This window comes from Geodermatophilus sp. URMC 60, assembly GCF_053502585.1.
In genome coordinates this window covers 4,261,191-4,281,608 of sequence record NZ_CP199958.1, presented here as the reverse complement: position 1 = coordinate 4,281,608, position 20,418 = coordinate 4,261,191, and the positions used below count along the sequence as shown (strand labels likewise).

General features: G+C 74.2%; 16 protein-coding genes. 11 read left to right on the top strand and 5 right to left on the bottom strand.

Annotation, left to right across the window (positions count from 1 at the left end; all coding sequences use genetic code 11):
- Positions 1-76: 76 nt before the first annotated feature.
- Together tal and tkt are read right to left on the bottom strand one after the other, a co-directional pair.
- Positions 77-1,183, bottom strand: coding sequence for a transaldolase (gene tal / locus ACWIX3_RS20185; protein WP_448609138.1), 1,107 nt, complete (start codon positions 1,181-1,183; stop codon positions 77-79).
- Positions 1,184-1,269: 86 nt separating this feature from the next.
- A complete protein-coding gene (gene tkt, locus ACWIX3_RS20180; RefSeq protein ID WP_448609137.1) occupies positions 1,270-3,495 on the bottom strand; it encodes a transketolase in 2,226 nt (741 codons plus the stop codon).
- Between the two features lie 369 nt (positions 3,496-3,864).
- On the opposite strand from tkt, the gene ACWIX3_RS20175 reads away from it, so the two are divergent.
- On the top strand, positions 3,865-4,785 hold the full coding sequence (locus tag ACWIX3_RS20175) for a heme o synthase (RefSeq protein ID WP_448609136.1): 921 nt from the start codon (positions 3,865-3,867) through the stop codon (positions 4,783-4,785).
- Between the two features lie 190 nt (positions 4,786-4,975).
- Positions 4,976-5,254: a cold-shock protein gene (locus tag ACWIX3_RS20170; protein ID WP_448609135.1), complete on the top strand. Its 279-nt coding sequence runs from the start codon at positions 4,976-4,978 to the stop codon at positions 5,252-5,254.
- A 48-nt stretch (positions 5,255-5,302) separates the two neighbouring features.
- Here ACWIX3_RS20170 and ACWIX3_RS20165 read toward each other — a convergent pair whose 3' ends face one another.
- Positions 5,303-6,241, bottom strand: a complete 939-nt coding sequence (locus tag ACWIX3_RS20165; protein WP_448609134.1) for a COX15/CtaA family protein — start codon at positions 6,239-6,241, stop codon at positions 5,303-5,305.
- 241 nt (positions 6,242-6,482) lie between these two features.
- On the opposite strand from ACWIX3_RS20165, the gene ACWIX3_RS20160 reads away from it, so the two are divergent.
- The 9 genes from ACWIX3_RS20160 (at position 6,483) to ACWIX3_RS20120 (ending at position 16,252) form a co-directional block, all read left to right on the top strand.
- Positions 6,483-9,026 carry an ATP-dependent Clp protease ATP-binding subunit gene (locus tag ACWIX3_RS20160; protein ID WP_448609133.1) on the top strand — a complete coding sequence of 848 codons (2,544 nt, stop codon included), beginning with the start codon at positions 6,483-6,485 and terminating at the stop codon, positions 9,024-9,026.
- Positions 9,027-9,198: 172 nt separating this feature from the next.
- Positions 9,199-10,056 (top strand): helix-turn-helix transcriptional regulator, encoded by an 858-nt coding sequence (locus tag ACWIX3_RS20155; RefSeq protein ID WP_448609132.1) that lies wholly within the window; start codon positions 9,199-9,201, stop codon positions 10,054-10,056.
- Positions 10,053-11,495, top strand: a complete 1,443-nt coding sequence (gene sufB / locus ACWIX3_RS20150) for a Fe-S cluster assembly protein SufB (protein WP_448609131.1) — start codon at positions 10,053-10,055, stop codon at positions 11,493-11,495. The genes ACWIX3_RS20155 and sufB overlap by 4 nt, the downstream gene beginning before the upstream one ends.
- The gene (gene sufD, locus ACWIX3_RS20145) at positions 11,495-12,817 is read left to right on the top strand and encodes a Fe-S cluster assembly protein SufD (protein ID WP_448609130.1); all 1,323 of its coding nucleotides are present in this window, start codon (positions 11,495-11,497) and stop codon (positions 12,815-12,817) included. Before sufB ends, sufD begins: the two co-directional genes overlap by 1 nt.
- Positions 12,818-12,820: 3 nt before the next feature.
- Entirely contained in the window at positions 12,821-13,186 is a 366-nt protein-coding gene (locus ACWIX3_RS20140) for a non-heme iron oxygenase ferredoxin subunit (protein WP_448609129.1), read from the top strand.
- Positions 13,187-13,201: 15 nt separating this feature from the next.
- Positions 13,202-14,005 carry a Fe-S cluster assembly ATPase SufC gene (gene sufC, locus ACWIX3_RS20135; protein WP_448609128.1) on the top strand — a complete coding sequence of 268 codons (804 nt, stop codon included), beginning with the start codon at positions 13,202-13,204 and terminating at the stop codon, positions 14,003-14,005.
- Positions 14,002-15,342, top strand: a complete 1,341-nt coding sequence (locus ACWIX3_RS20130; protein WP_448609127.1) for a cysteine desulfurase — start codon at positions 14,002-14,004, stop codon at positions 15,340-15,342. Before sufC ends, ACWIX3_RS20130 begins: the two co-directional genes overlap by 4 nt.
- Entirely contained in the window at positions 15,342-15,866 is a 525-nt protein-coding gene (gene sufU, locus ACWIX3_RS20125) for a Fe-S cluster assembly sulfur transfer protein SufU (RefSeq protein ID WP_448609126.1), read from the top strand. The genes ACWIX3_RS20130 and sufU overlap by 1 nt, the downstream gene beginning before the upstream one ends.
- Complete coding sequence (locus ACWIX3_RS20120) at positions 15,863-16,252, top strand: metal-sulfur cluster assembly factor (protein WP_448609125.1); 390 nt, start codon at positions 15,863-15,865, stop codon at positions 16,250-16,252. The genes sufU and ACWIX3_RS20120 overlap by 4 nt, the downstream gene beginning before the upstream one ends.
- A 56-nt stretch (positions 16,253-16,308) precedes the next feature.
- Here the strand turns inward: ACWIX3_RS20120 and ACWIX3_RS20115 are convergent, their stop codons facing one another.
- Positions 16,309-18,105 (bottom strand): SCO7613 C-terminal domain-containing membrane protein, encoded by a 1,797-nt coding sequence (locus ACWIX3_RS20115; RefSeq protein ID WP_448609124.1) that lies wholly within the window; start codon positions 18,103-18,105, stop codon positions 16,309-16,311.
- 73 nt (positions 18,106-18,178) lie between these two features.
- Positions 18,179-20,254: an SCO7613 C-terminal domain-containing membrane protein gene (locus tag ACWIX3_RS20110; protein WP_448609123.1), complete on the bottom strand. Its 2,076-nt coding sequence runs from the start codon at positions 20,252-20,254 to the stop codon at positions 18,179-18,181.
- Positions 20,255-20,418 lie beyond the last annotated feature (164 nt).

Genomic DNA, 20,418 nt, shown 5'->3' with positions numbered 1-20,418 from the left:
CGCCGGCCTCCGGCCGCCAGGGAGCCGGGTCCCCGTGCACCCGGCGGCGGGGCCGGGTGCACGGGGACCCGGGTGGTCAGGCCTTGTCCTCCAGCTCGGTGCGCACCGACTCGGTGAGCTCGTCCCACGAGTCGACGAACTTCTGCACGCCCTCGTCCTCCAGCACGCGGAAGACGTCGTCGAGGTCGACCCCGGCGTCGGCGATCGACCGCATCACCGAGGCGGCCTCGTCGTAGGTCTTCTGCACCGGAGTGCCGATGCTGCCGTGGTCGGCGAAGGCCATGAGCGTCTTCTCGGGCATGGTGTTGACCGTCCCCGGCGCGACCAGCTCGCTGACGTACAGCGTGTCGGGGTACTCGGGGTTCTTCACGCCGGTCGAGGCCCACAGCGGCCGCTGCGGGTGGGCGCCCTTGGTCTCCAGGGCCTTCCAGCGGTCGGAGGAGAAGACCTCCTCGTAGGCCTGGTAGGCCAGCTGCGCGTTGGCCAAGGCCGCCTTGCCCTTGAGCGAGGCGTCGGCGCCGGCCTTCTCCAGCCGCTTGTCGATCTCGCCGTCCACGCGGGACACGAAGAAGGACGCCACCGAGGCGATCTGCGTGAGGTCGGCGTCCGGGTCCTCGGCCAGCCGCTGCTCCAGCCCGGCCATGTAGGCGTCCATGACGGCGCGGTACCGCTCAGGGCTGAAGATGAGGGTGACGTTGACACTGATGCCCTTGGCGATGGACGTCGTGATGGCCGGCAGCCCGGCCTCCGTCGCGGGGATCTTGATGTAGAGGTTCGGCCGGTCGACCAGCCACCACAGGTGCGCGGCCTCGGCCGCCGTCGCGTCGGTGTCGTGCGCGAGACCGGGCGCGACCTCCAGCGACACCCGGCCGTCGCCGGGCTGGCGCTGCGCCACCGGCGCCAGCAGGTCGCAGGCGTCCCGGACGTCGGAGGAGGTGATGGTGCGCAGCGCCTCCTCCACGCTCACCCGGCGCACCGCCAGCGCGTGCAGCTGGTCGTCGTAGGACTCCGACCCGCTGATCGCCGCAGCGAAGATGGTCGGGTTGGTGGTGACGCCGACGACGCTGTACTCGTCGACCAGTGACTGCAGGTTCCCGCTGCGGATGCGGTCGCGGGAGAGGTCGTCGAGCCAGACGGCGACCCCGGCCGACGACAGCTCGGCCAGCTTCTCGTTCTGTGCCATGTCAGGTCCTCCTGGTGGGGTGCTGGAACGGCCACCCTTCAGGGTCCCGCGCCGAGCTTGCGAGGCGTGGGGAGAAGGGTGGTCCTTCATCGGTCGCCGGTGGGGTGCGGCAGGCCGCCGGTGGCGGCGACGGGGCCGGCCGGGACGGTGTCGCCCGAGCGGGCCGCCTCGATGCTCTCGCGCGCGGCGGCCACGACCGCCTCGTCGGTGAGACCGAACTGCTCGTAGAGGACGGAGTAGGCGGCGCTGGCCCCGTAGTGGGTGAGGCCGACGATCCGGCCGGCGTCGCCGACGAACTCGCGCCACCCCATGGGCACGCCCGCCTCGACGCTGACCCGGGCGCGGACCGTGGGCGGCAGCACCTCGTCCTTGTAGGCCTGGTCCTGGTCGGCGAACCACTCGACGCAGGGGACCGAGACCACCCGGGTCGGCACGCCGTCGGCCTCCAGGCGCTCCCGGGCCGCGACGGCGATCTGCACCTCCGAGCCGGTGCCGAGCAGGATCACCTCGGGGCTGCCGTTCGACGCCTCGGCCAGGACGTAGGCACCGCGGGTCACGCCCTCGGCGGAGCCGAACTCCGACCGGTCGAACACCGGCAGGTTCTGCCGGGAGAGCAGCAGGCCGGCCGGGCGGTCGTTGTTCTCCAGCACGGTCCGCCAGGCGACGGCGACCTCGTTGGCGTCGGCCGGGCGGACGACGTCGAGCCCCGGGATCGCCCGCAGCGCCGCGAAGTGCTCGATCGGCTGGTGGGTCGGGCCGTCCTCGCCGAGGCCGATCGAGTCGTGGGTCCACACGTAGGTGACCGGGAGCTGCATGAGCGCGGCCAGCCGCACCGCCCCGCGCATGTAGTCGGAGAAGGTGAGGAAGGTGCCGCCGTAGACGCGGGTGCCCCCGTGCAGCGCGATGCCGTTCATGATCGCGCCCATCGCGTGCTCCCGGACGCCGAAGTGCAGCGTGCGCCCGTACGGCCCACCGGACCACATCTTGGTCTGGCGGTCGGCCGGCAGGAACGACGGCTCGCCCTTGACCGCGGTGTTGTTGCTCTCCGCCAGGTCGGCCGACCCGCCCCACAGCTCGGGCAGCACCGGGTACAGCGCGGCGAGCACCTCACCGGAGGCCTTGCGGGTGGCCACGCCCTTCGGGTCGGCGTCCCAGCTCGGGAGCTGCGCCCCGAAGCCCTCGGGCAGGGTGCGGGTGCGCATCCGCTCGAGCAGCGCGGCCGCCTCGGTGTTCTCCCGCTGCCAGGCGGCGAACCGCTCGTCCCACTCGGCGCGGGCCTTGCGGCCCTCCTCGACGACCGAGCGGGCGTGGGCCAGGACCTCGTCGTCGACGTCGAAGGTCTTCTCCGGGTCGAAGCCGAGGATCTCCTTGGTGGCGCGCACCTCGTCCTCGCCGAGCGCCGAGCCGTGCGAGGCACCGGTGTTCTGCTTGTTGGGCGCCGGCCAGGCGATGACCGTGCGCAGCACGACGAGCGAGGGCCGGCCGGTCTCGGCCCTGGCCGCGGCGAAGGCGGCGTCGACCGCGGCGAGGTCCTCGCCGTCGTCCACGCGCTGGACGTGCCAGCCGTAGGCCTCGTAGCGCTTCCCGACGTCCTCGGTGAAGGCGACGGTGGTGTCGTCCTCGATGGAGATCCGGTTGTCGTCGTAGACGAGGACCAGGTTGCCGAGCTGCTGGGTGCCGGCCAGGGACGAGGCCTCGCCGCTCACGCCCTCCTCCATGTCGCCGTCGGAGGCGAAGCACCAGACGGTGTGGTCGAAGAGGCTCTCGCCCTCGGGGGCGTCGGGGTCGAAGACGCCGCGCTCGCGGCGGGCCGCCATCGCCATGCCGACGGCGTTGCCGACGCCCTGGCCGAGCGGGCCGGTCGTCGTCTCGACGCCGGGGGTGTGGTTGACCTCGGGGTGGCCCGGGGTCTTCGAGCCCCAGGTGCGCAGGGCCTGCAGGTCGGACAGCTCCAGGCCGTAACCGGAGAGGTAGAGCTGGATGTAGAGCGTGAGGCTCGAGTGGCCCATCGACAGCACGAAGCGGTCCCGGGCGATCCAGTTCGGGTCGCTGGGGTCGTGCCGGAGCCACTTGTGGAACAGCAGGTAGGCGGTGGGGGCCATGCTCATCGCCGTCCCCGGGTGGCCGTTGCCCACCTTCTGGACGGCGTCCATCGCCAGCACGCGTGCGGTGTCGATGGCGCGGCGGTCGAGCTCCCCGAAGCCCTCGGGGAGGGTCGGGTGCGGCTGGCGCGGGTCGCCGGTGGGTGCGTCGGTGGCGGCCTCGGCCGGGGCCTCGGCCGCGGTGCTCTGCGTCGCGTCGTCGGTGGTCATCGGTCTGTCGTGCTCCCTCGGGTCGGCCGTGCGGGACCCGCCCGGGTGATCTGCGGCGACCTGTCAGACCCGGGCGGACGGCGGTGTCTGGCTCCAGCGACCGGCCCCGCGTCAGTCACGGCCCGGCTGCCGCCACCAGGACGCACCGTCGTCGTCGACGTCGGCCCTACCCGCTGCGTGCGCAGCACCAACGTGATCGACCCTAGTGGTCCGCCGGGGAACGAGACCCTGGTCATGCCCACCGGGGAGGGAGGGGGCCGAGGGCTACAGTTGGGCCGTTCTCCCGTCCCCGGTCGAAAGGGACCCCGTGCTGTCCAGGTGCCCGGTGGTGCCCTGCGCGTGCGCCACCGCCCCGTCGGTGGCCGCCCGGTGACGACCCTCTCCGAACGCCCGGCCGTGCAGGCGGGCCGCCTGTCGGCGAGGCTGCGCGCCTATGTGGCACTGACCAAGCCGCGGATCATCGAACTGCTGCTGGTCACCACCCTGCCGGCGATGATGTTGGCCTCCGGTGGGCTGCCGCCGTGGGAGCTGCTGCTGGCCACGATGGTCGGCGGCACCCTGGCCGCCGCCGCGGCCAACGTCTTCAACTGCTGGTACGACCGCGACATCGACCGGCTGATGCACCGCACCGAGCGGCGCCCGCTGGCGACCGGCGAGGTCACCCCGCGGGCCGCGCTGGTCTTCGGCCTGGTGCTCACCGTGCTGTCGGTCGCGCTGCTGCACGTCGCGACCACGCCCCTGGCGGCCTGGCTGGCCGTCGGCGCGATCGGCTACTACGCGGTGCTGTACACGATCGTGCTCAAGCGGCACACCCGGCACTCGACGCTGTTCGGGGGGGTGCCCGGCGCGGCGCCGGTCCTCATCGGCTGGGCCGCGGTCACCGGGACCCTCAGCTGGCCCGCGGTGGTCTTCTTCGGCGTCGTCTTCTGCTGGCAGCTGCCGCACTTCTGGGCGCTGGCGATGCGGTTCCGCGCCGACTACGCGCGTGCCGACGTCCCGATGCTCCCGGTGGTGGCCGGACCGCTGTCGGTCGGCCGGCAGACGGTCGCCTGGACCTGGCTGACCGTCGCGGTCTCGCTGCTGCTCTGGCCCGTGGCCGACGGCTTCGGGATCGGGTGGCTCTACACCGCCGCCGCGTCCGCCCTGGGCCTGTGGTTCATCCTCGAGGCGCACCGCCTGCTGCGGCGCATCCGGGCGGGTGCGGAGACCAAGCCGATGCAGCTGTTCCACATCTCGATCTCCTACATGGCGCTGCTCTCGGTCGCGATCATCGTCGACGTCCTCGTCTGAGGAAGGACCCCGTCCTCCCCACCCTTCGGAGAAGGACCCCGACCTCCTCACCGCTCGCAGGCTCGCGGCGAGCCTCTGGACGGGGCCTGCCCGGCACGGGGCCGCGGTGGAGCCCTGCGGGGCAGCCGGTCACCGTCTCGGCAGCCGGGACGAGGTGGCGTCCGTCGTCCGGTGCGGCCACCCTGTCGCCGTGACGACACGCGGGACGGTGCGGACGTGGCACGACGCGGAGCGCTGGGGAGTCGTCGACTCCACGGAGACCCCCGGGGGTTGCTGGGTGCACCACGGCTCCGTCCTGGTCCCCGGGTACCGCACGCTGCAGCCGGGCCAGGAGGTCGAGCTCGACCACGAGGCCCCGGGTCAGGACGGCTACCCGTTCCGGGCCGTGCGGGTCTGGCCGGCCGGGGCCGAGCCGGTGGAGCGGCCCGCCGGACCGACGGGCGCCGCGTACACCAGCACGCTCCCCTGACCTTCGACGCCGACCCGCGCTGAGTCCCCGAGCCGGGACGGGGAGGGCTCAGCGCACCTGGGGTACGGCTGCCGGCCGCGCCGTCGGGCGGTGGGCCGACGGTGTCCCCGCCGGCCCGCGCACGGACCACACGAGCCGTGCGGTGAGGGCCGTCACGAGCACCGCGCCGAGCATGTGCAGCAGCACCAGCGCGATGGGCAGGTCGGTGAAGTACTGCACGTAGCCGACGACGCCCTGCGCCAGCTGCACGACCAGCAGGTCGCGCGCGGCCCGCTTGACCCGGCCGGGGGCGTCGGTGGCGTACAGCGACACCAGCAGCGCGACGGTGAGGCCGACGAGCAGGAACACCGCGTCGGCGTGCAGCTGGCTGATCAGCTCGATGTCGAAGCCCATCCGGTCGCCGGTCGGGACGTCGTCGGCGTCGACGTCGCCGCTGTGCGGCCCGCTGCCGGTCACCAGCGTGCCCAGGAACAGGACGACGGCCGTGACGGCGGCGGTGCCGGCCACCAGCAGGGCCAGCGGACGGCGCAGCAGCGGCGGGCCGACCCCCGGCTCGCGGGAGCGCAGCCACAGCACGGTGGCGAGCGCGATGAGCACGACCGAGACGAGGAAGTGGGCCGCGACCGTCCACGGGTCCAGCCCGGTGAGCACGGTGACCCCGCCGAGCAGCGCCTGCGCGGGGATGCCGAGGAAGGTCAGGACGGCGAGCGGGCGCAGGTCGCGCCTCTCGGACCGCCACACCGCGACGACGGTGGCGATGGCCACCGCGGCGAGGACGAAGGTCAGCAGCCGGTTGCCGAACTCGATGGCGCCGTGGCCGGCCAGCTCCGGCGTGGCGACGAAGCTCTCGCTCGTGCACCGCGGCCAGGTGGGGCAGCCCAGGCCCGAGCCGGTGAGCCGGACGGCGCCGCCGGTGACGACGATGGCGCCGTTGGCGACCGCGTTGGCCAGGGCGAGCCGCGAGACGACGGTGGGGGAGACCGGCACGCCCCGATGCTAGCCGCGCGGCACCGACGCCCCCGGTTCGCCGAGAGCTGAGCACGGGGCGGAAGGACGGGCCGGTGTCCTGCGCTGTACCGGACGCGAGCGGCCGAGTCGCCGCCACCGGTGTCGGTGCGCCCTCCCGGGTAAGGGGGCTGCAGCGGGGAGTCCTCCGCGAGTCCGTCCCCGACTCCCGCGGGAGCTCCCGGGCGCCCGACCGACCGATCCGATCTCCTGGACGTGAGGCATGACCAACCCCTTCTTCCCGGGCGCCTACGGGAGCCCCTTCGACGACTTCTTCGCCCGCTACTTCGGCGGGGAGCAGCGCGCGCCCCGGCCGCGCGTCGACATCACCCAGTTCCTCAGCCAGCAGGCGCGGGAGCTGGTCAACGCGGCGGCGCGGCAGGCGGTGCGCACCGGCAGCACCGACCTGGACACCGAGCACCTGCTCTGGGCGATGACCGGCGACGAGACCACCCGCCAGTTCCTGGCCCGCTCGGGCACCGACCCCGACCAGCTGCGCTCCTCCCTCGAGGAGCAGATGCGGCGCGGCGAGCCCCGGGACGAGCCGCCGTCCCTCACCCCGGCCGCCAAGCGCGCCCTGCTCGACGCCCACCGCGTCTCCCGCGCGCTCGGCTCGACCTACATCGGCCCCGAGCACCTGCTGTTCGCCCTCGCCGTCAACCCGGACTCCCCGGGCGGTCGGGTGCTGCGCGAGCGGGGCGTCACCCCCGAGGCGCTGCAGCAGGCTGCCGTGGGCGGCCCCCAGCCCGGTGGCGGGCGCCCCGGCGGTCCGGGGCAGGGCTCGTCGAGCACCCCGACGCTCGACGAGTACGGCCGCGACCTGACCGAGATGGCGCGCAACGGCCAGATCGACCCGGTGATCGGCCGGGAGGCCGAGATCGAGCAGACCGTCGAGGTCCTCTCCCGGCGGCGCAAGAACAACCCGGTGCTCATCGGCGAGGCAGGCGTCGGCAAGACCGCGATCGTCGAGGGCATCGCGGCGCAGATCGTGGAGGGCGACGTCCCGGAGACGCTGCGCGGCCGGCGGCTGGTCGAGCTCGACCTCACCGGCCTGGTGGCCGGCACCCGCTACCGCGGCGACTTCGAGGAGCGGCTCAAGAAGATCATGGACGAGATCCGCGAGCACTCCGACGAGGTCATCGTCTTCATCGACGAGCTGCACACCGTCGTCGGCGCGGGTGCCTCCGAGGGCTCCGGCGGCGCCGGCAACATGCTCAAGCCGGCGCTGGCCCGCGGCGAGCTGCACATCATCGGCGCCACCACGCTCGACGAGTACCGCCGCAACATCGAGAAGGACGCCGCCCTCGAGCGCCGGTTCCAGCCGATCCTCGTCAGCGAACCCGGCGTCGAGGACACCGTGCAGATCCTCTGCGGGCTCCGTGACCGGTACGAGGCCCACCACCAGGTGCGCTTCACCGACGACGCGATCCGGGCCGCGGTGGAGCTGTCGGACCGCTACGTCCCCGACCGGCACCTGCCGGACAAGGCCATCGACCTCATCGACCAGGCCGGCGCCCGGGTGCGCCGGCAGGTGAAGACGCCGCCCACCGACCTGCGCGGCCTGGAGCAGGAGGTCGAGCGGCTGCAGCGGGAGAAGGACCAGGCGGTCGCCGCGGAGCAGTACGAGCGCGCCTCCGAGCTGCGCGACCAGCTCAGCGAGGCCCAGGCCCGCCTGGAGCAGGCCCGCACCGGCGGCGGGCAGTCCGGCTCGGGTGGGTCGGGTGTGCCGGAGGTGGGTGTCGAGGACATCGCCGAGGTGGTCTCGCGGGCCACCGGCATCCCGGTCAACCAGCTGACCCAGGAGGAGATGCAGCGCCTGCTGCAGCTCGAGGAGCACCTGCACCAGCGGGTCGTCGGCCAGGAGGACGCCGTCCGGGTGGTCGCCGAGGCGGTGCGCCGCTCGCGCGTCGGGCTGGGCGACCCGGACCGGCCGATCGGCAGCTTCCTGTTCCTCGGCCCCACCGGCGTCGGCAAGACCGAGCTGGCGCGGGCGCTGGCCGAGGCGCTGTTCGGCGACGAGGGCAGGATGATCCGGCTGGACATGAGCGAGTTCCAGGAGCGCCACACGGTCAGCCGGCTGGTGGGCTCCCCGCCCGGGTACGTGGGCTACGAGGACGCCGGCCAGCTGACCGAGGCGGTGCGCCGCCGTCCCTACTCGGTGGTGCTGCTGGACGAGATCGAGAAGGCGCACCCCGACGTCTTCAACACCCTGCTGCAGGTGCTCGACGACGGCCGGCTCACCGACTCGCAGGGCCGCACGGTGGACTTCAAGAACACCGTGCTGATCATGACCAGCAACCTGGGGTCGGAGCTGATCCAGGGCCGCAACACCCCGCTCGGTTTCGGCTCGGGTGACAGCGCGGCCTCGGACAACGGGCTGCGCGAGCGGCTGATGCGGCGGCTGCGGGAGCAGGTCCGGCCGGAGTTCCTCAACCGCATCGACGAGATCGTGGTGTTCCAGCAGCTGGAGACCGAGCAGCTGGCCCAGATCACCCGGTTGCTGCTCGAGGACACCCGCCGGCGGCTGGCGGCCCAGGACATCGCGGTGACCGTCACCGACGAGGCGGTCACCTGGATCGCCGAGCACGGCTTCGAGCCGCAGTTCGGCGCCCGGCCGCTGCGCCGGGCGATCCAGCGGGAGGTCGACAACCCGCTGTCGCGGCTGCTGCTCGACGGGCGGCTGGGGTCGGGCCGGAGGGTCACGGTCGGCGTCCGGGACGGCGCGCTGGACTTCGCCGTCGACCAGCCCGCGCCGGCCGGCGTCTGAAGAACGACCGCGTCCTCCCCACCGCTCGCACGCCGCCGGCGGTGCCCTGACGGGCCGCCTCGGTCACACGGTCGGCGGGGGAGGTGCGCGGCGCCTCACCCGCCGGCCGGAGGCGTGTCCGGCTTAGGTGACCCTTGCTTGCACACCGCCGGAATTAGGTGAGACTCGTGTTGTGGAAAGCAGCACGGTGCAGGTCGGCGGCGGGGCGGGCGCCCCGTCGCGGCCGTCGTCGTCCGCCGACGACGGCCGCACGCGGCACCGCGTCACCTCTCTGCTGCTCGAACACGGTCCGCAGACCGCGACCGAGCTCGCCGGGCGGCTGGGGATCTCGCCGACCGCCGTCCGCCGGCACCTCGATGCCCTGGTGACCGCCGGCCGCGTCGAGGAGCGGCACGCGCCGGGCGCACCCCGGGGCCGGGGGCGCCCCGCCCGGCTGTTCCACCTGACCGACGCCGGCCGGTCGGCCTTCCCGCACGCCTACGACGACCTGGCGCTCACCGCGCTGCGGTTCGTGGCCGCGCAGGGCGGCGCGGACGCCGTCCGGGCCGTGGCCGAGGCCCAGCTCGCCGGGCTCGAACAGCGCTGCTCGGCCGCGGTGGAGGCCGTGCCCGGCCCGCCGGTCGACCGTGCCCAGGCCCTCGCCGCGGCGCTCACCGCCGAGGGCTACGCTGCCTCGGCCTCGGCGATCTCGGGCGGCGGCCAGCTCTGCCAGCACCACTGCCCGGTCGCGCACGTGGCGGCGGAGTTCCCGCAGCTGTGCGAGGTCGAGACGGCCGTGATCGGCCGGCTCGTCGGCACGCACGTGCAGCGGCTGGCCACGATCGCCCACGGCGACGGGGTGTGCACCACGCACATCCCGGGGCCGGTCCGCCGCGCGAGCGGCGGAGAGCACATGCGCGCGGGGAACAGATCGGGCCCCGCGAGCCCTGTACCGGACGAGCGCGCGGCGCACCGGCTCCGAGCCGGCGGGCGCACCGCACCGTCCACCAGCAGCACCCCCACGAACGACCGGGAGAGGACGCCCGCATGACCAGCACCCAGCAGCCGGTGACCGGTACGCCGCTGACGCAGGACGAGCAGATCGAGCAGCTCGGTCGCTACCAGTACGGCTGGGCCGACGCCGACGTCGCCGGTTCCGCCGCCAGGCGCGGGCTCAGCGAGGACGTCGTCCGGGACATCTCGGCGCGCAAGAACGAGCCCGAGTGGATGCTCGAGCGCCGGCTCAAGGCCCTGAAGCTGTTCGGCCGCAAGCCGATGCCGGACTGGGGGTCGGACCTGTCCGGGATCGACTTCCAGAACATCAAGTACTTCGTGCGCTCCACCGAGGCCCAGGCGACCTCGTGGGAGGAGCTGCCCGAGGACATCAAGAACACCTACGACCGGCTGGGCATCCCCGAGGCGGAGAAGCAGCGGCTCGTCGCGGGTGTCGCGGCGCAGTACGAGTCCGAGGTCGTCTACCACAAGATCCGTGAGGACCTCGAGGAGCAGGGTGTCGTCTTCCTCGACACCGACACCGCGCTCAAGGAGCACGAGGACCTCTTCCGGGAGTACTTCGGCTCGGTGATCCCCTCGGGCGACAACAAGTTCGCCGCGCTGAACACCGCCGTGTGGTCGGGTGGCTCGTTCATCTACGTGCCGAAGGGCGTGCACGTGGAGATCCCGCTGCAGGCCTACTTCCGGATCAACACCGAGAACATGGGCCAGTTCGAGCGGACGCTGATCATCGTCGACGAGGGCGCCTACGTGCACTACGTCGAGGGCTGCACCGCGCCGATCTACAAGTCGGACTCGCTGCACTCCGCGGTCGTCGAGATCATCGTCAGGAAGAACGCGCGCTGCCGGTACACGACCATCCAGAACTGGTCGAACAACGTCTACAACCTGGTCACCAAGCGGGCGATCGCCCACGAGGGCGCGACCATGGAGTGGGTCGACGGCAACCTCGGCTCCAAGGTCACCATGAAGTACCCGGCGGTCTGGATGACCGGCGAGCACGCCAAGGGCGAGGTGCTCTCCATCGCCTTCGCCGGCGAGGGCCAGCACCAGGACGCCGGCGCCAAGATGGTGCACGCGGCGCCGAACACCTCCTCGACCATCGTGTCGAAGTCGGTGGCCCGCGGCGGCGGCCGGACCTCCTACCGCGGCCTGGTCCAGGTCGACGAGGGCGCTCACGGCTCGAAGTCGACGGTCAAGTGCGACGCGCTGCTGGTCGACACCATCAGCCGGTCGGACACCTACCCCTACGTCGACGTCCGCGAGGACGACGTCGCGATGGGCCACGAGGCGACCGTCTCCCGGGTCAGCGACGACCAGCTCTTCTACCTGATGAGCCGCGGTCTGTCCGAGGACGAGGCGATGGCGATGGTGGTCCGCGGCTTCGTGGAGCCCATCGCCCGCGAGCTCCCGATGGAGTACGCCCTCGAGCTCAACCGCCTGATCGAGCTGCAGATGGAAGGTGCCGTCGGCTGATGTCGGCAGAGAACAGCCCCGCCAACACCACCGGCCTCACCACCGAGTCGGCCACGCTCGCCGGCGAGCTCTTCGCCGAGGGCGTGGGCGCGCAGGCCGGACCGCCCAGCACGCCGGCCCCCGGCACCGGCACCGCCGGTCAGGCCGCGCCGGGTGCCCACTCGCACGGCGGGCCGGCGCCGACCGGCTCGCCGGCCGAGCGCTTCACCTCGACCGACCCGGACGCCTTCGCGGTGCCCACCGGCCGCGAGGAGGACTGGCGCTTCACGCCGATGAAGCGCATCCGCCCGCTGCTGGACGGCGCCCCGTCGGACGCCCACCTCCAGTGGGACACCGACCTGCCCGACGGGGTCGAGCTCGCCAGCGTCGAGGCCGACGACCCGCTGCTCAAGGGCCTGCCCGACCCGGTCGACCGGCTGGCCGCCCTCGCCCGGCAGCGCAGCGGCGGCGCCGCCGTCGTCCGCGTGCCGGCCGATGTCCAGCTCGACCGCCCGGTCACGCTGCGGCTGTCAGGCACCGGCTCCGCGGACGTCGTCTGGGGTCAGCTCGTCATCGAGGTCGGCGCCTTCGCGAAGGCGACCGTCGTCCTCGACCACGCCGGCCTGGCCAGGTACGCGGGCGGCGTCGCCGTCCTCGTCGGTGACGGCGCGCAGGTCACCGTCGTCTCGGTGCAGGACTGGGCGCCGGGGGCGGTCCACGCCGGCCAGTACGACGCCGTCATCGGCCGTGACGCGACCTTCACGCAGGTCGTGGTCACCCTCGGTGGCGACCTGGTCCGGCTGGTCAGCAACGTGCAGTACGCCGGCCCCGGCGGAACGGCGGAGCTCTTCGGCGTCTACTTCTCCGACGAGACCCAGCACCAGGAGCACCGGCTCTGGGTGGACCACGCGGTGCCCAACTGCACCAGCAACGTGCTCTACAAGGGCGCGCTGCAGGGCGAGGGTGCGCGCACGGTGTGGATCGGCGACGTCCGGATCCGCCCCGCGGCCACCGGCACGGACACCTACGAGCTCAACCGCAACCTGGTGCTCACCGACGGCGCCCGCGCCGACTCGGTGCCCAACCTGGAGATCGAGACCGGCGAGATCGTCGGCGCCGGCCACGCCAGCGCCACCGGCCGGTTCGACGACGAGCAGCTGTTCTACCTCTGCTCCCGTGGCATCGACGCCGAGACCGCGCGCCGCCTCGTCGTCCGCGGCTTCTTCGCCGACGTCGTCCAGCGCATCGGCATCGACGCGCTGCAGGACCGGCTGATGCGCACCATCGAGACCCGTCTCGGCGCGCTGCCCGGCCTCGACGAGCAGCCGGTCGAGGTGGCCTGACCCATGGCCTTCGAGCGGGTCTGCGCTCTCTCCGAGGTTCCCGAGAACGGCGCTCTGCGGGTCGAGCTGGCCGACGTCGACGTGGCCGTCGTCCGGTACGAGGACGACGTGTACGCGATCCAGGACGTCTGCTCGCACGCCGAGGTCCCGCTGTCGGAGGGCGACGTCGAGGAGTTCGACGGCGCTCCCACCATCGAGTGCTGGCTGCACGGGTCGTGCTTCGACCTGCGCACCGGCGAGCCCACCAACCTGCCGGCCACCGAGCCGGTCGACGTCTACCGGGTCCGCGTGGAGGGGGAGGACGTGCTCGTCGACACGGAGGCAAGCGCTGTGTCCGACGACGTCCTCCCCCGCGCGGCCGGCAACTGAGGAGCGAGAAGAGAAGTGTCCGTTCTGGAGATCCGCGACCTTCACGTCACCGTCGGCGAGGGTGACGACGCCAAGGAGATCCTCCGCGGCGTCGACCTGACCATCCGGTCGGGCGAGACGCACGCGATCATGGGGCCGAACGGGTCGGGGAAGTCGACCCTGGCCTACTCGATCGCCGGCCACCCCAAGTACACGATCACCGGCGGCACGGTGACCCTCGACGGCGAGGACGTCCTCGCGATGACCGTCGACGAGCGCGCCCGCGCCGGCCTGTTCCTCGCCATGCAGTACCCGGTCGAGGTCCCCGGTGTCTCGGTGTCCAACTTCCTGCGCACCGCCGCCACCGCCATCAAGGGCGAGGCCCCCAAGCTGCGGACCTGGGTCAAGGACGTCAAGACCGAGATGGCCGGCCTCGAGATGGACCCGGCGTTCGCCGAGCGCAACGTCAACGAGGGCTTCTCCGGCGGTGAGAAGAAGCGCCACGAGATCCTGCAGATGCGGCTGCTCAAGCCGGCCATCGCGATCCTCGACGAGACCGACTCGGGCCTCGACGTCGACGCCCTGCGGGTCGTCTCCGAGGGCGTCAACCGCACCCGCGAGGAGGGGGACGTCGGCGTCATGCTGATCACCCACTACACGCGGATCCTGCGCTACATCACCCCCGACTTCGTGCACGTCTTCGTCGCCGGCCGGGTCGTGGACGAGGGCGGCCCGGAGCTGGCGGCCAAGCTCGAGGAAGAGGGCTACGCCGCCTACGTCAAGGACTCCAACGAGCAGGCGAGCATCGAGAAGGCCACCACGGAGGTCGTTCAGGCATGACCCAGACCGTCTCGCGTCCCGGTACCGGGGCGCGGAAGGCGCCCCTGCCCCTGGACGTCGAGGCGATCCGGGCGGACTTCCCGATCCTGTCCCGCACCGTGCGGGACGGGAAGCGGCTGGTCTACCTCGACTCGGGGGCCACGTCCCAGAAGCCGCGCAGCGTCCTCGACGCCGAGCGGAACTTCTACGAGACCTGCAACGCCGCCCCGCACCGCGGCGCGCACCAGCTCGCCGAGGAGGCGACCGCCCGCTACGAGGCGGCCCGCGCGACCATCGGCGCCTTCATCGGTGCGCCGGCCGAGGAGGTCGTGTTCACCCGCAACACGACCGAGGCGATCAACCTGGTCGCCTACGCGCTGTCGAACGCGGCCACGGCCAAGGAGGAGCAGTTCCGGCGGTACGCCGTCGGCCAGGGCGACGAGATCGTCGTCACCGAGATGGAGCACCACGCCAACCTGGTGCCCTGGCAGCAGCTGTGCGAGCGCACCGGCGCCACGCTGCGCTGGCTCGGCCTGACCGACGGCGGCCGGCTGGACCTCTCCGACCTCGCGACCGTGGTCAACGAGCGGACCAGGCTGGTCGCGGTCACCCAGCAGTCGAACATCCTCGGCACGATCAACCCGCTCGAGGACATCGCGGCCCGGGCCCGTGAGGTCGGCGCCCTGCTGCTGGTCGACGGCGCGCAGTCGGTGCCGCACCAGCCGGTGGACGTCACCACGCTCGGGGCCGACTTCCTGGTGTTCTCCGGCCACAAGATGCTGGGCCCGACGGGCGTCGGCGTCCTGTGGGGCCGCTACGAGGTGCTCGACGCGCTGCCGCCGTTCCTCACCGGCGGCTCGATGATCGAGGTCGTGCGCATGGAGGGCAGCACCTTCATGCCGCCGCCGCAGCGCTTCGAGGCCGGCGTCCCGATGACCGCGCAGGTGATCGGGCTCGCCGCCGCCGTCGAGTACCTGCAGCGGCTCGGCATGGAGGACGTGCAGGCGCACGAGGAGGCGCTGACCGGCTACGCGCTGGCGAAGCTGGCCGAGATCCCCGGCGTCACGGTGATCGGCCCGCCCGACACCGTCGCCCGCGGTGGTGCGGTCTCCTTCACCGTCGAGGGCATCCACCCGCACGACGTCGGCCAGGTGCTGGACGACCTCGGCGTCGAGGTGCGGGTCGGCCACCACTGCGCCTGGCCGGTGGTGCGCCGCTACGGCGTCCCGGCCACGACGCGGGCCACCTTCTACGTGCACACCGGCTACGACGACATCGACGCCCTGGCCGACGCCGTCCGGGAAGCCCAGCGCTTCTTCGGCGTTGTACCTGCCGTGACACCGGGCGGGGCGAGCTGATGCAGCTGCAGTCGATGTACCAGGAGATCATCCTGGACCACTACCGCAACCCGCACGGCCGCGGGCTGCGCGAGCCGTTCGAGGCCGAGGTGCACCACGTCAACCCGACCTGCGGTGACGAGGTGACCCTGCGGGTGCACCTGGACGGCGACACCCTCGCCGACGTCTCCTACGAGGGGATGGGCTGCTCGATCAGCCAGGCGTCGGTGTCGGCGATGTACGAGCTCGTCATCGGCAGGTCGGTGCCCGAGGCGCTGGAGACCGGCGAGCACTTCATGACGCTGATGCAGAGCAAGGGCGACGCGTCGGTGGCCGAGAAGCTCGAGGACGAGCTGGAGGACGCCATCGCGTTCGCCGGCGTGTCCAAGTACCCGGCGCGGATCAAGTGCGCACTGATGAGCTGGATGGCGCTCAAGGACGCGTCCGCCCGCGCGCTGGCCGCCACCCCTGCGTCAGCCACCCACCCCACCACCGCTGCGCCGGTCACCCACCCCACCACCCCGACTGGAGGCGACGAGGCATGAGCGAGACCACCGAGAACGCCACCCCGGCGACCGACGGAGCCCCTGGCGACCTGCCGGCCTACAAGTCGGCGCTGCTCGAGGACGTCGAGGAGGCCATGCGCGACGTCGTCGACCCCGAGCTCGGCGTCAACGTCGTCGACCTCGGCCTGGTCTACGGCATCGACGTCGTCGACGAGGTCGCCGTCATCGACATGACGCTGACCTCGGCGGCCTGCCCGCTGACCGACGTCATCGAGGACCAGGCACGCCAGGCCCTCACCGGCGGCCCCGGCCCCGGCCTGGTGGACGACGTGAAGATCAACTGGGTCTGGATGCCGCCGTGGGGCCCGGACAAGATCACCGACGACGGCCGCGAGCAGCTGCGCGCCCTCGGTTTCCGGGTGTAGGAGCACAGACGCCACGACGGCCCGCACCCCCGATGGGGTGCGGGCCGTCGTCGTGCCTAGCGCATCTCGGCCAGGCGGGCACCGAAGCCGGCCACCGGGTACCGCTCCCGCCGAGCACCGACCGCCAGCAGTACCACGCCGACCACGAGCGCACCGGTGACCGGCAGGGGCAGTGCCAGCACGGCCAGGCCGAGGGCCAGCGCCACGGCGGTCCAGGCGGCGATCAGCAGGGGCGCACGCACCGCCCACCACGCGGCCGCGGCCATCACCGCGGCGGCCACCAGGAGCACCAGCACCGGCCGGGTGCTTCCGGCGGCCACGACCGCCCACACCGCCGACGGCACCGCCGCGACCAGCAGCCCTGGTCCCCACGTCGGCCACGACGGACCGTCGGCCAGGCGAGGTCCCGCGGCCAGCAGCAGGCCGAGCGCGGCAGGCAGCGTGTAGGCCTCGAGCTCCGACCAGCCCGCCAGCGCGGCGGCCGTCCACGCGGCTCCCACCAGCTGCGCGGCACCGGCCCGCCAGGCGGGGGAGCCCTCGGCCGGGCCGTTCCGCGGGTCGCGCGTGTGCCAGACGTGCCAGCCCCAGGCGCAGGTGACCAGCCCCTGGGCGGCCAGCTGGACCGCCAGCACCCCGCGGTCCCGCGCGATGAGGAGCAGCACCACGGCGAGCCCCGCGCACACCGCGCCGGTCACGACGGTGGCCCGCCGGCTGTGCCGGTCCAGCACCAGGCCGGCGCCCAGGGACGCCGCGTAGAGCACCCCCAGGCAGCCCGCGGCCCCGCCGGCGCTGATCAACCCCGTCGCGGCCGCGACCAGTGCCGCGGCGGCCAGGCAGCCCACCGCTGCGGGGGCGGCGACCGGCCGGTCGTCGCTGCGCAGCGCCGCGACGAGCACGCACGGCAGCGCGGTGAGCAGGAGCAGGAGGACCAGCTCCACCCACCGCGACCCGGCGACCAGCTGGCCGACGCTCAGCACCACCAGCGTGCCGCCGGCCGCGAGGGCCGCCGGCAGGAACAGCCCGCGCACCCAGCCGGTCAGCAGCGCCGCGGCGGCCGCGGCGAGCAGCACCCCGGTGTAGCCGGCGAGCAGCACCGCGCCTGGTCCCGGCGCGCCCAGCGCGCCGCCGAGTGCCGCACCCGAGACCGCGCCCGCCAGCACGGGGACCGCGACCGGCGGCCCGAGCAGCGGCTCCAGGGCGCGGTCCAACCGGACGACGACCAGCTCCAGGGCGGCGGCGACGACGAGTGCGGCCGACGTCCAGCGGGCGGACGGATCGGCTGTCCACGCCGTGGCCACGCCGCCCACCACCCCGGCGACCCACCACGGCGCGGTGGTCACCAGCGCGACCCGCGCGACGAGCCGCCGCGCGCCGAGCGCCACGCCCAGCCCGACCAGCGCGACGGTCAGCAGCTCGGCCGTGCGGACGACGCCGGCCTCGGATCCGTCGAGAGCGCGCACAGCCGCCAGCTGCAGGGCCAGCCAGGCGGCCAGCGGCCACGTGGCGGGACGCCGCAGCAGCCGGGCCAGGACGAGGAAGACGCCACCCAGCACCAGCGGGGGGACGACGGAGCCGCGCAGCAGCGGGGTCCCGGCGTCGGCGCCCAGCACGGCCAGCGCGACCGCGGCGGCGGCCAGCGTCTCCTCGGTGGCGCGCAGCCGGGCGTGCGAGCCCCAGGCCGAGGCGCCGGCGGCCACGGCAGCCAGCGCCACCAGCAGCACCCGGGCGGACCCGTCGCCGTAGACCGCGGCCGCGGTCCCGCCGGCGCTGACGACCAGCACGGCGCCGACGACGAGCAGCAGCTGCGGCGGTCGGGCGCGGTAGGGGAGTGGTGGTACCGGCGCTGAGCCCACGACCTCCCCCTCCCGCCCCACCGTGCGACCGGTCCACGGTAGGGCGGGGCGCCCCCGGGCGCGCTGCGGCCGCTCAGCGCATCTGCGTCACCCAGGCCACCGCCTCGCGGGCCTGCAGCCGCCGCCGCTCGTAGGTCGCGCCCACCGCCAGCAGGAGCAGCCCGACGACGGCCAGCGTGAGCCACCGCGGGACCAGCGGTGCGTAGGGCGTCAGCCGGCCCAGCACCACGAAGGCCAGCGACGCGGCGCCCACCACGAACGGCGCCTGCCGGTGGGTCAGCGTGCCGGCGACGGTCAGCGCGCCGGCGGCCACGACGACGAGCACCAGCCGGAGCGCCGACGGATCGGCGACGACGACCAGCGCCGAAGGGACCAGCGCGGTGGCCACCGCAGCCCCCTCCGCCGCCCACGAGCGGGCGCCGGTCCGTAGTCGCGGGAGGGTCACGACGAGGAGTCCCGCCGCGGCCGGCAGCGTGTAGACCTCCACCGTCTGGACCGCTGCGCCGCCCGCGGCCACCCAGCAGGCCACCACCAGGTCCGCGACCGCGAGCACCGCCACGTCGCGCCGGGCGGCGGCCAACGCGTAGGCGCCGCCCGCGGCACCCGCGATCGCCAGCTGGACGGCCACCTGGCCCCAGGCCCCCGTCTCAGCGGTGGACACCGCAGCGAGCAACGTGACCAGGGCCGCCGCGCCGGCCGCCGCGGGTTCCTCGGGCCGGCCGGCGCGGGCGGCGGCGAGCGCGAATCCGACCGCCGCGACCAGCACGAGGAGCAGGCCCGCCACGGCAGCGCCGAGCCACCCTTCCTCCCGGGCGAGCAGCACCGCGGCGACCGGGCACAGCAGCGCGGCGACCGTGGCCTGCGGCCGGAGCGCCGGCAGCCGGACGGCGGCGAGAGCCGCGGGCACCGTGCCGGCGAGGACGACGAGCCCGAGGACCCCGGCGCGGCCGTCCGCCGCCAGCAGCGCCGCGCCGCCGGCGACGAGCACCCCACCCGCGGGGACCAGGGCGGCCGGCGTCGTCCGGCGTGGGGCGGCGGGCACGGCCGCGGTGAGCAGCACGGCCGCGGTGAGCAGCACGAGGCCCAGCCCTGCGGCGGCGACCCGGCCGGGCAGGTCGGCGCGCGCCAGCGCGCCGGTGAGCGCCAGAGCGGAGACGGCCGCCCCCGCACCGGTGAGGACCGGGGCAGCGGGCAGCCGGCCGGCCAGCCGCGCGTCCTGCCGCAGCAGCAACCCGACCGCGCCGGCAGCGGCGAGCAGTGCCGTCGCGGTCCACGCGTCGACCGCCGTCCCCGCCCAGGCGACGAGCACGCCGCCGGCCGCGGCCGCGAACGCCCACAGGCCCGCCAGCGCCTGCGCGAGCGGTGCCAGCGGGCGACGCAGGCGCAGCAGGACGACGACGTCGAGCAGCGCCGTGCCCAGCACCGCGGCAACTCCGGCGGATCCGGCGACCGCGTCCTCGGGGAGCAGCAGGAGCGGGACGAGCTGCACGGCGAGCAGGGCGGCCAGCGGCCAGGTGACGGTGCTGCGTGTCAGCCGGCCGAGGCCGAGGGCCACCGCCGCGACGAGGGCACAGGAGGTCGCCGTCCACAGCCGCACCGGGACGCCGTCCAGACCCCACAGCCCCAACGCGTGCGCCGCGCCGAGGTCGACGGCGAGCAACGCCGCACCCGCGGCGGCCAGCGCCTCCTCGGTGGCCCGCAGGCCGCGGCGCGCCGTCCAGGCCGAGACGCCGCAGGCGGTGCCGGTGACCGTGGCCATCACGGCGGACTGGAAGACCAGGCCCAGCCGGGTCCAGGCGACCGCGACGAAGGCGAGGCCCGCGGCGACGACGAGCAGCGCGCCCAGGCCCAGGAGCACCTGCTGCGGGCTGATCCGGCGCGGCGGCCGGCCGAGCGGTGCGGGGAGCGGTGGCGAGGGAGCGGGTGGCGCGGGGAACGGTGGCGCAGGGGCAGGAGGAGCGGCCACCGGTGCTGGCGGCGGAGCAGGGGCGGCGACCCGGAGGACCGGTGCCGCCGTCGGCTGGGACGGGGCGGCCGCCGGCGCGGTCGTCGCGGCCTGCCGCAGGGTGGCCAGCAACCGGTCGCGGTCGCGGACCAGTTCGTCGATCGTCGCGCCGATGCGGGCGACGACGAGGGCCGCCTCGCCCACGGCGGGCAGGCCGCAGGAGGGGCAGGGTGCCGGCCCCGGCCCGGCGCTCGGCAGGCCGCACACCGGGCACGGCGGCGGGCTCCAGGGAGGACCGGACGTCGAGGTCATGGCCGAGATGGTGGCGTGTCGGATGTCCGCGGGGGAGGCGATTCGCCCGTCTGTGG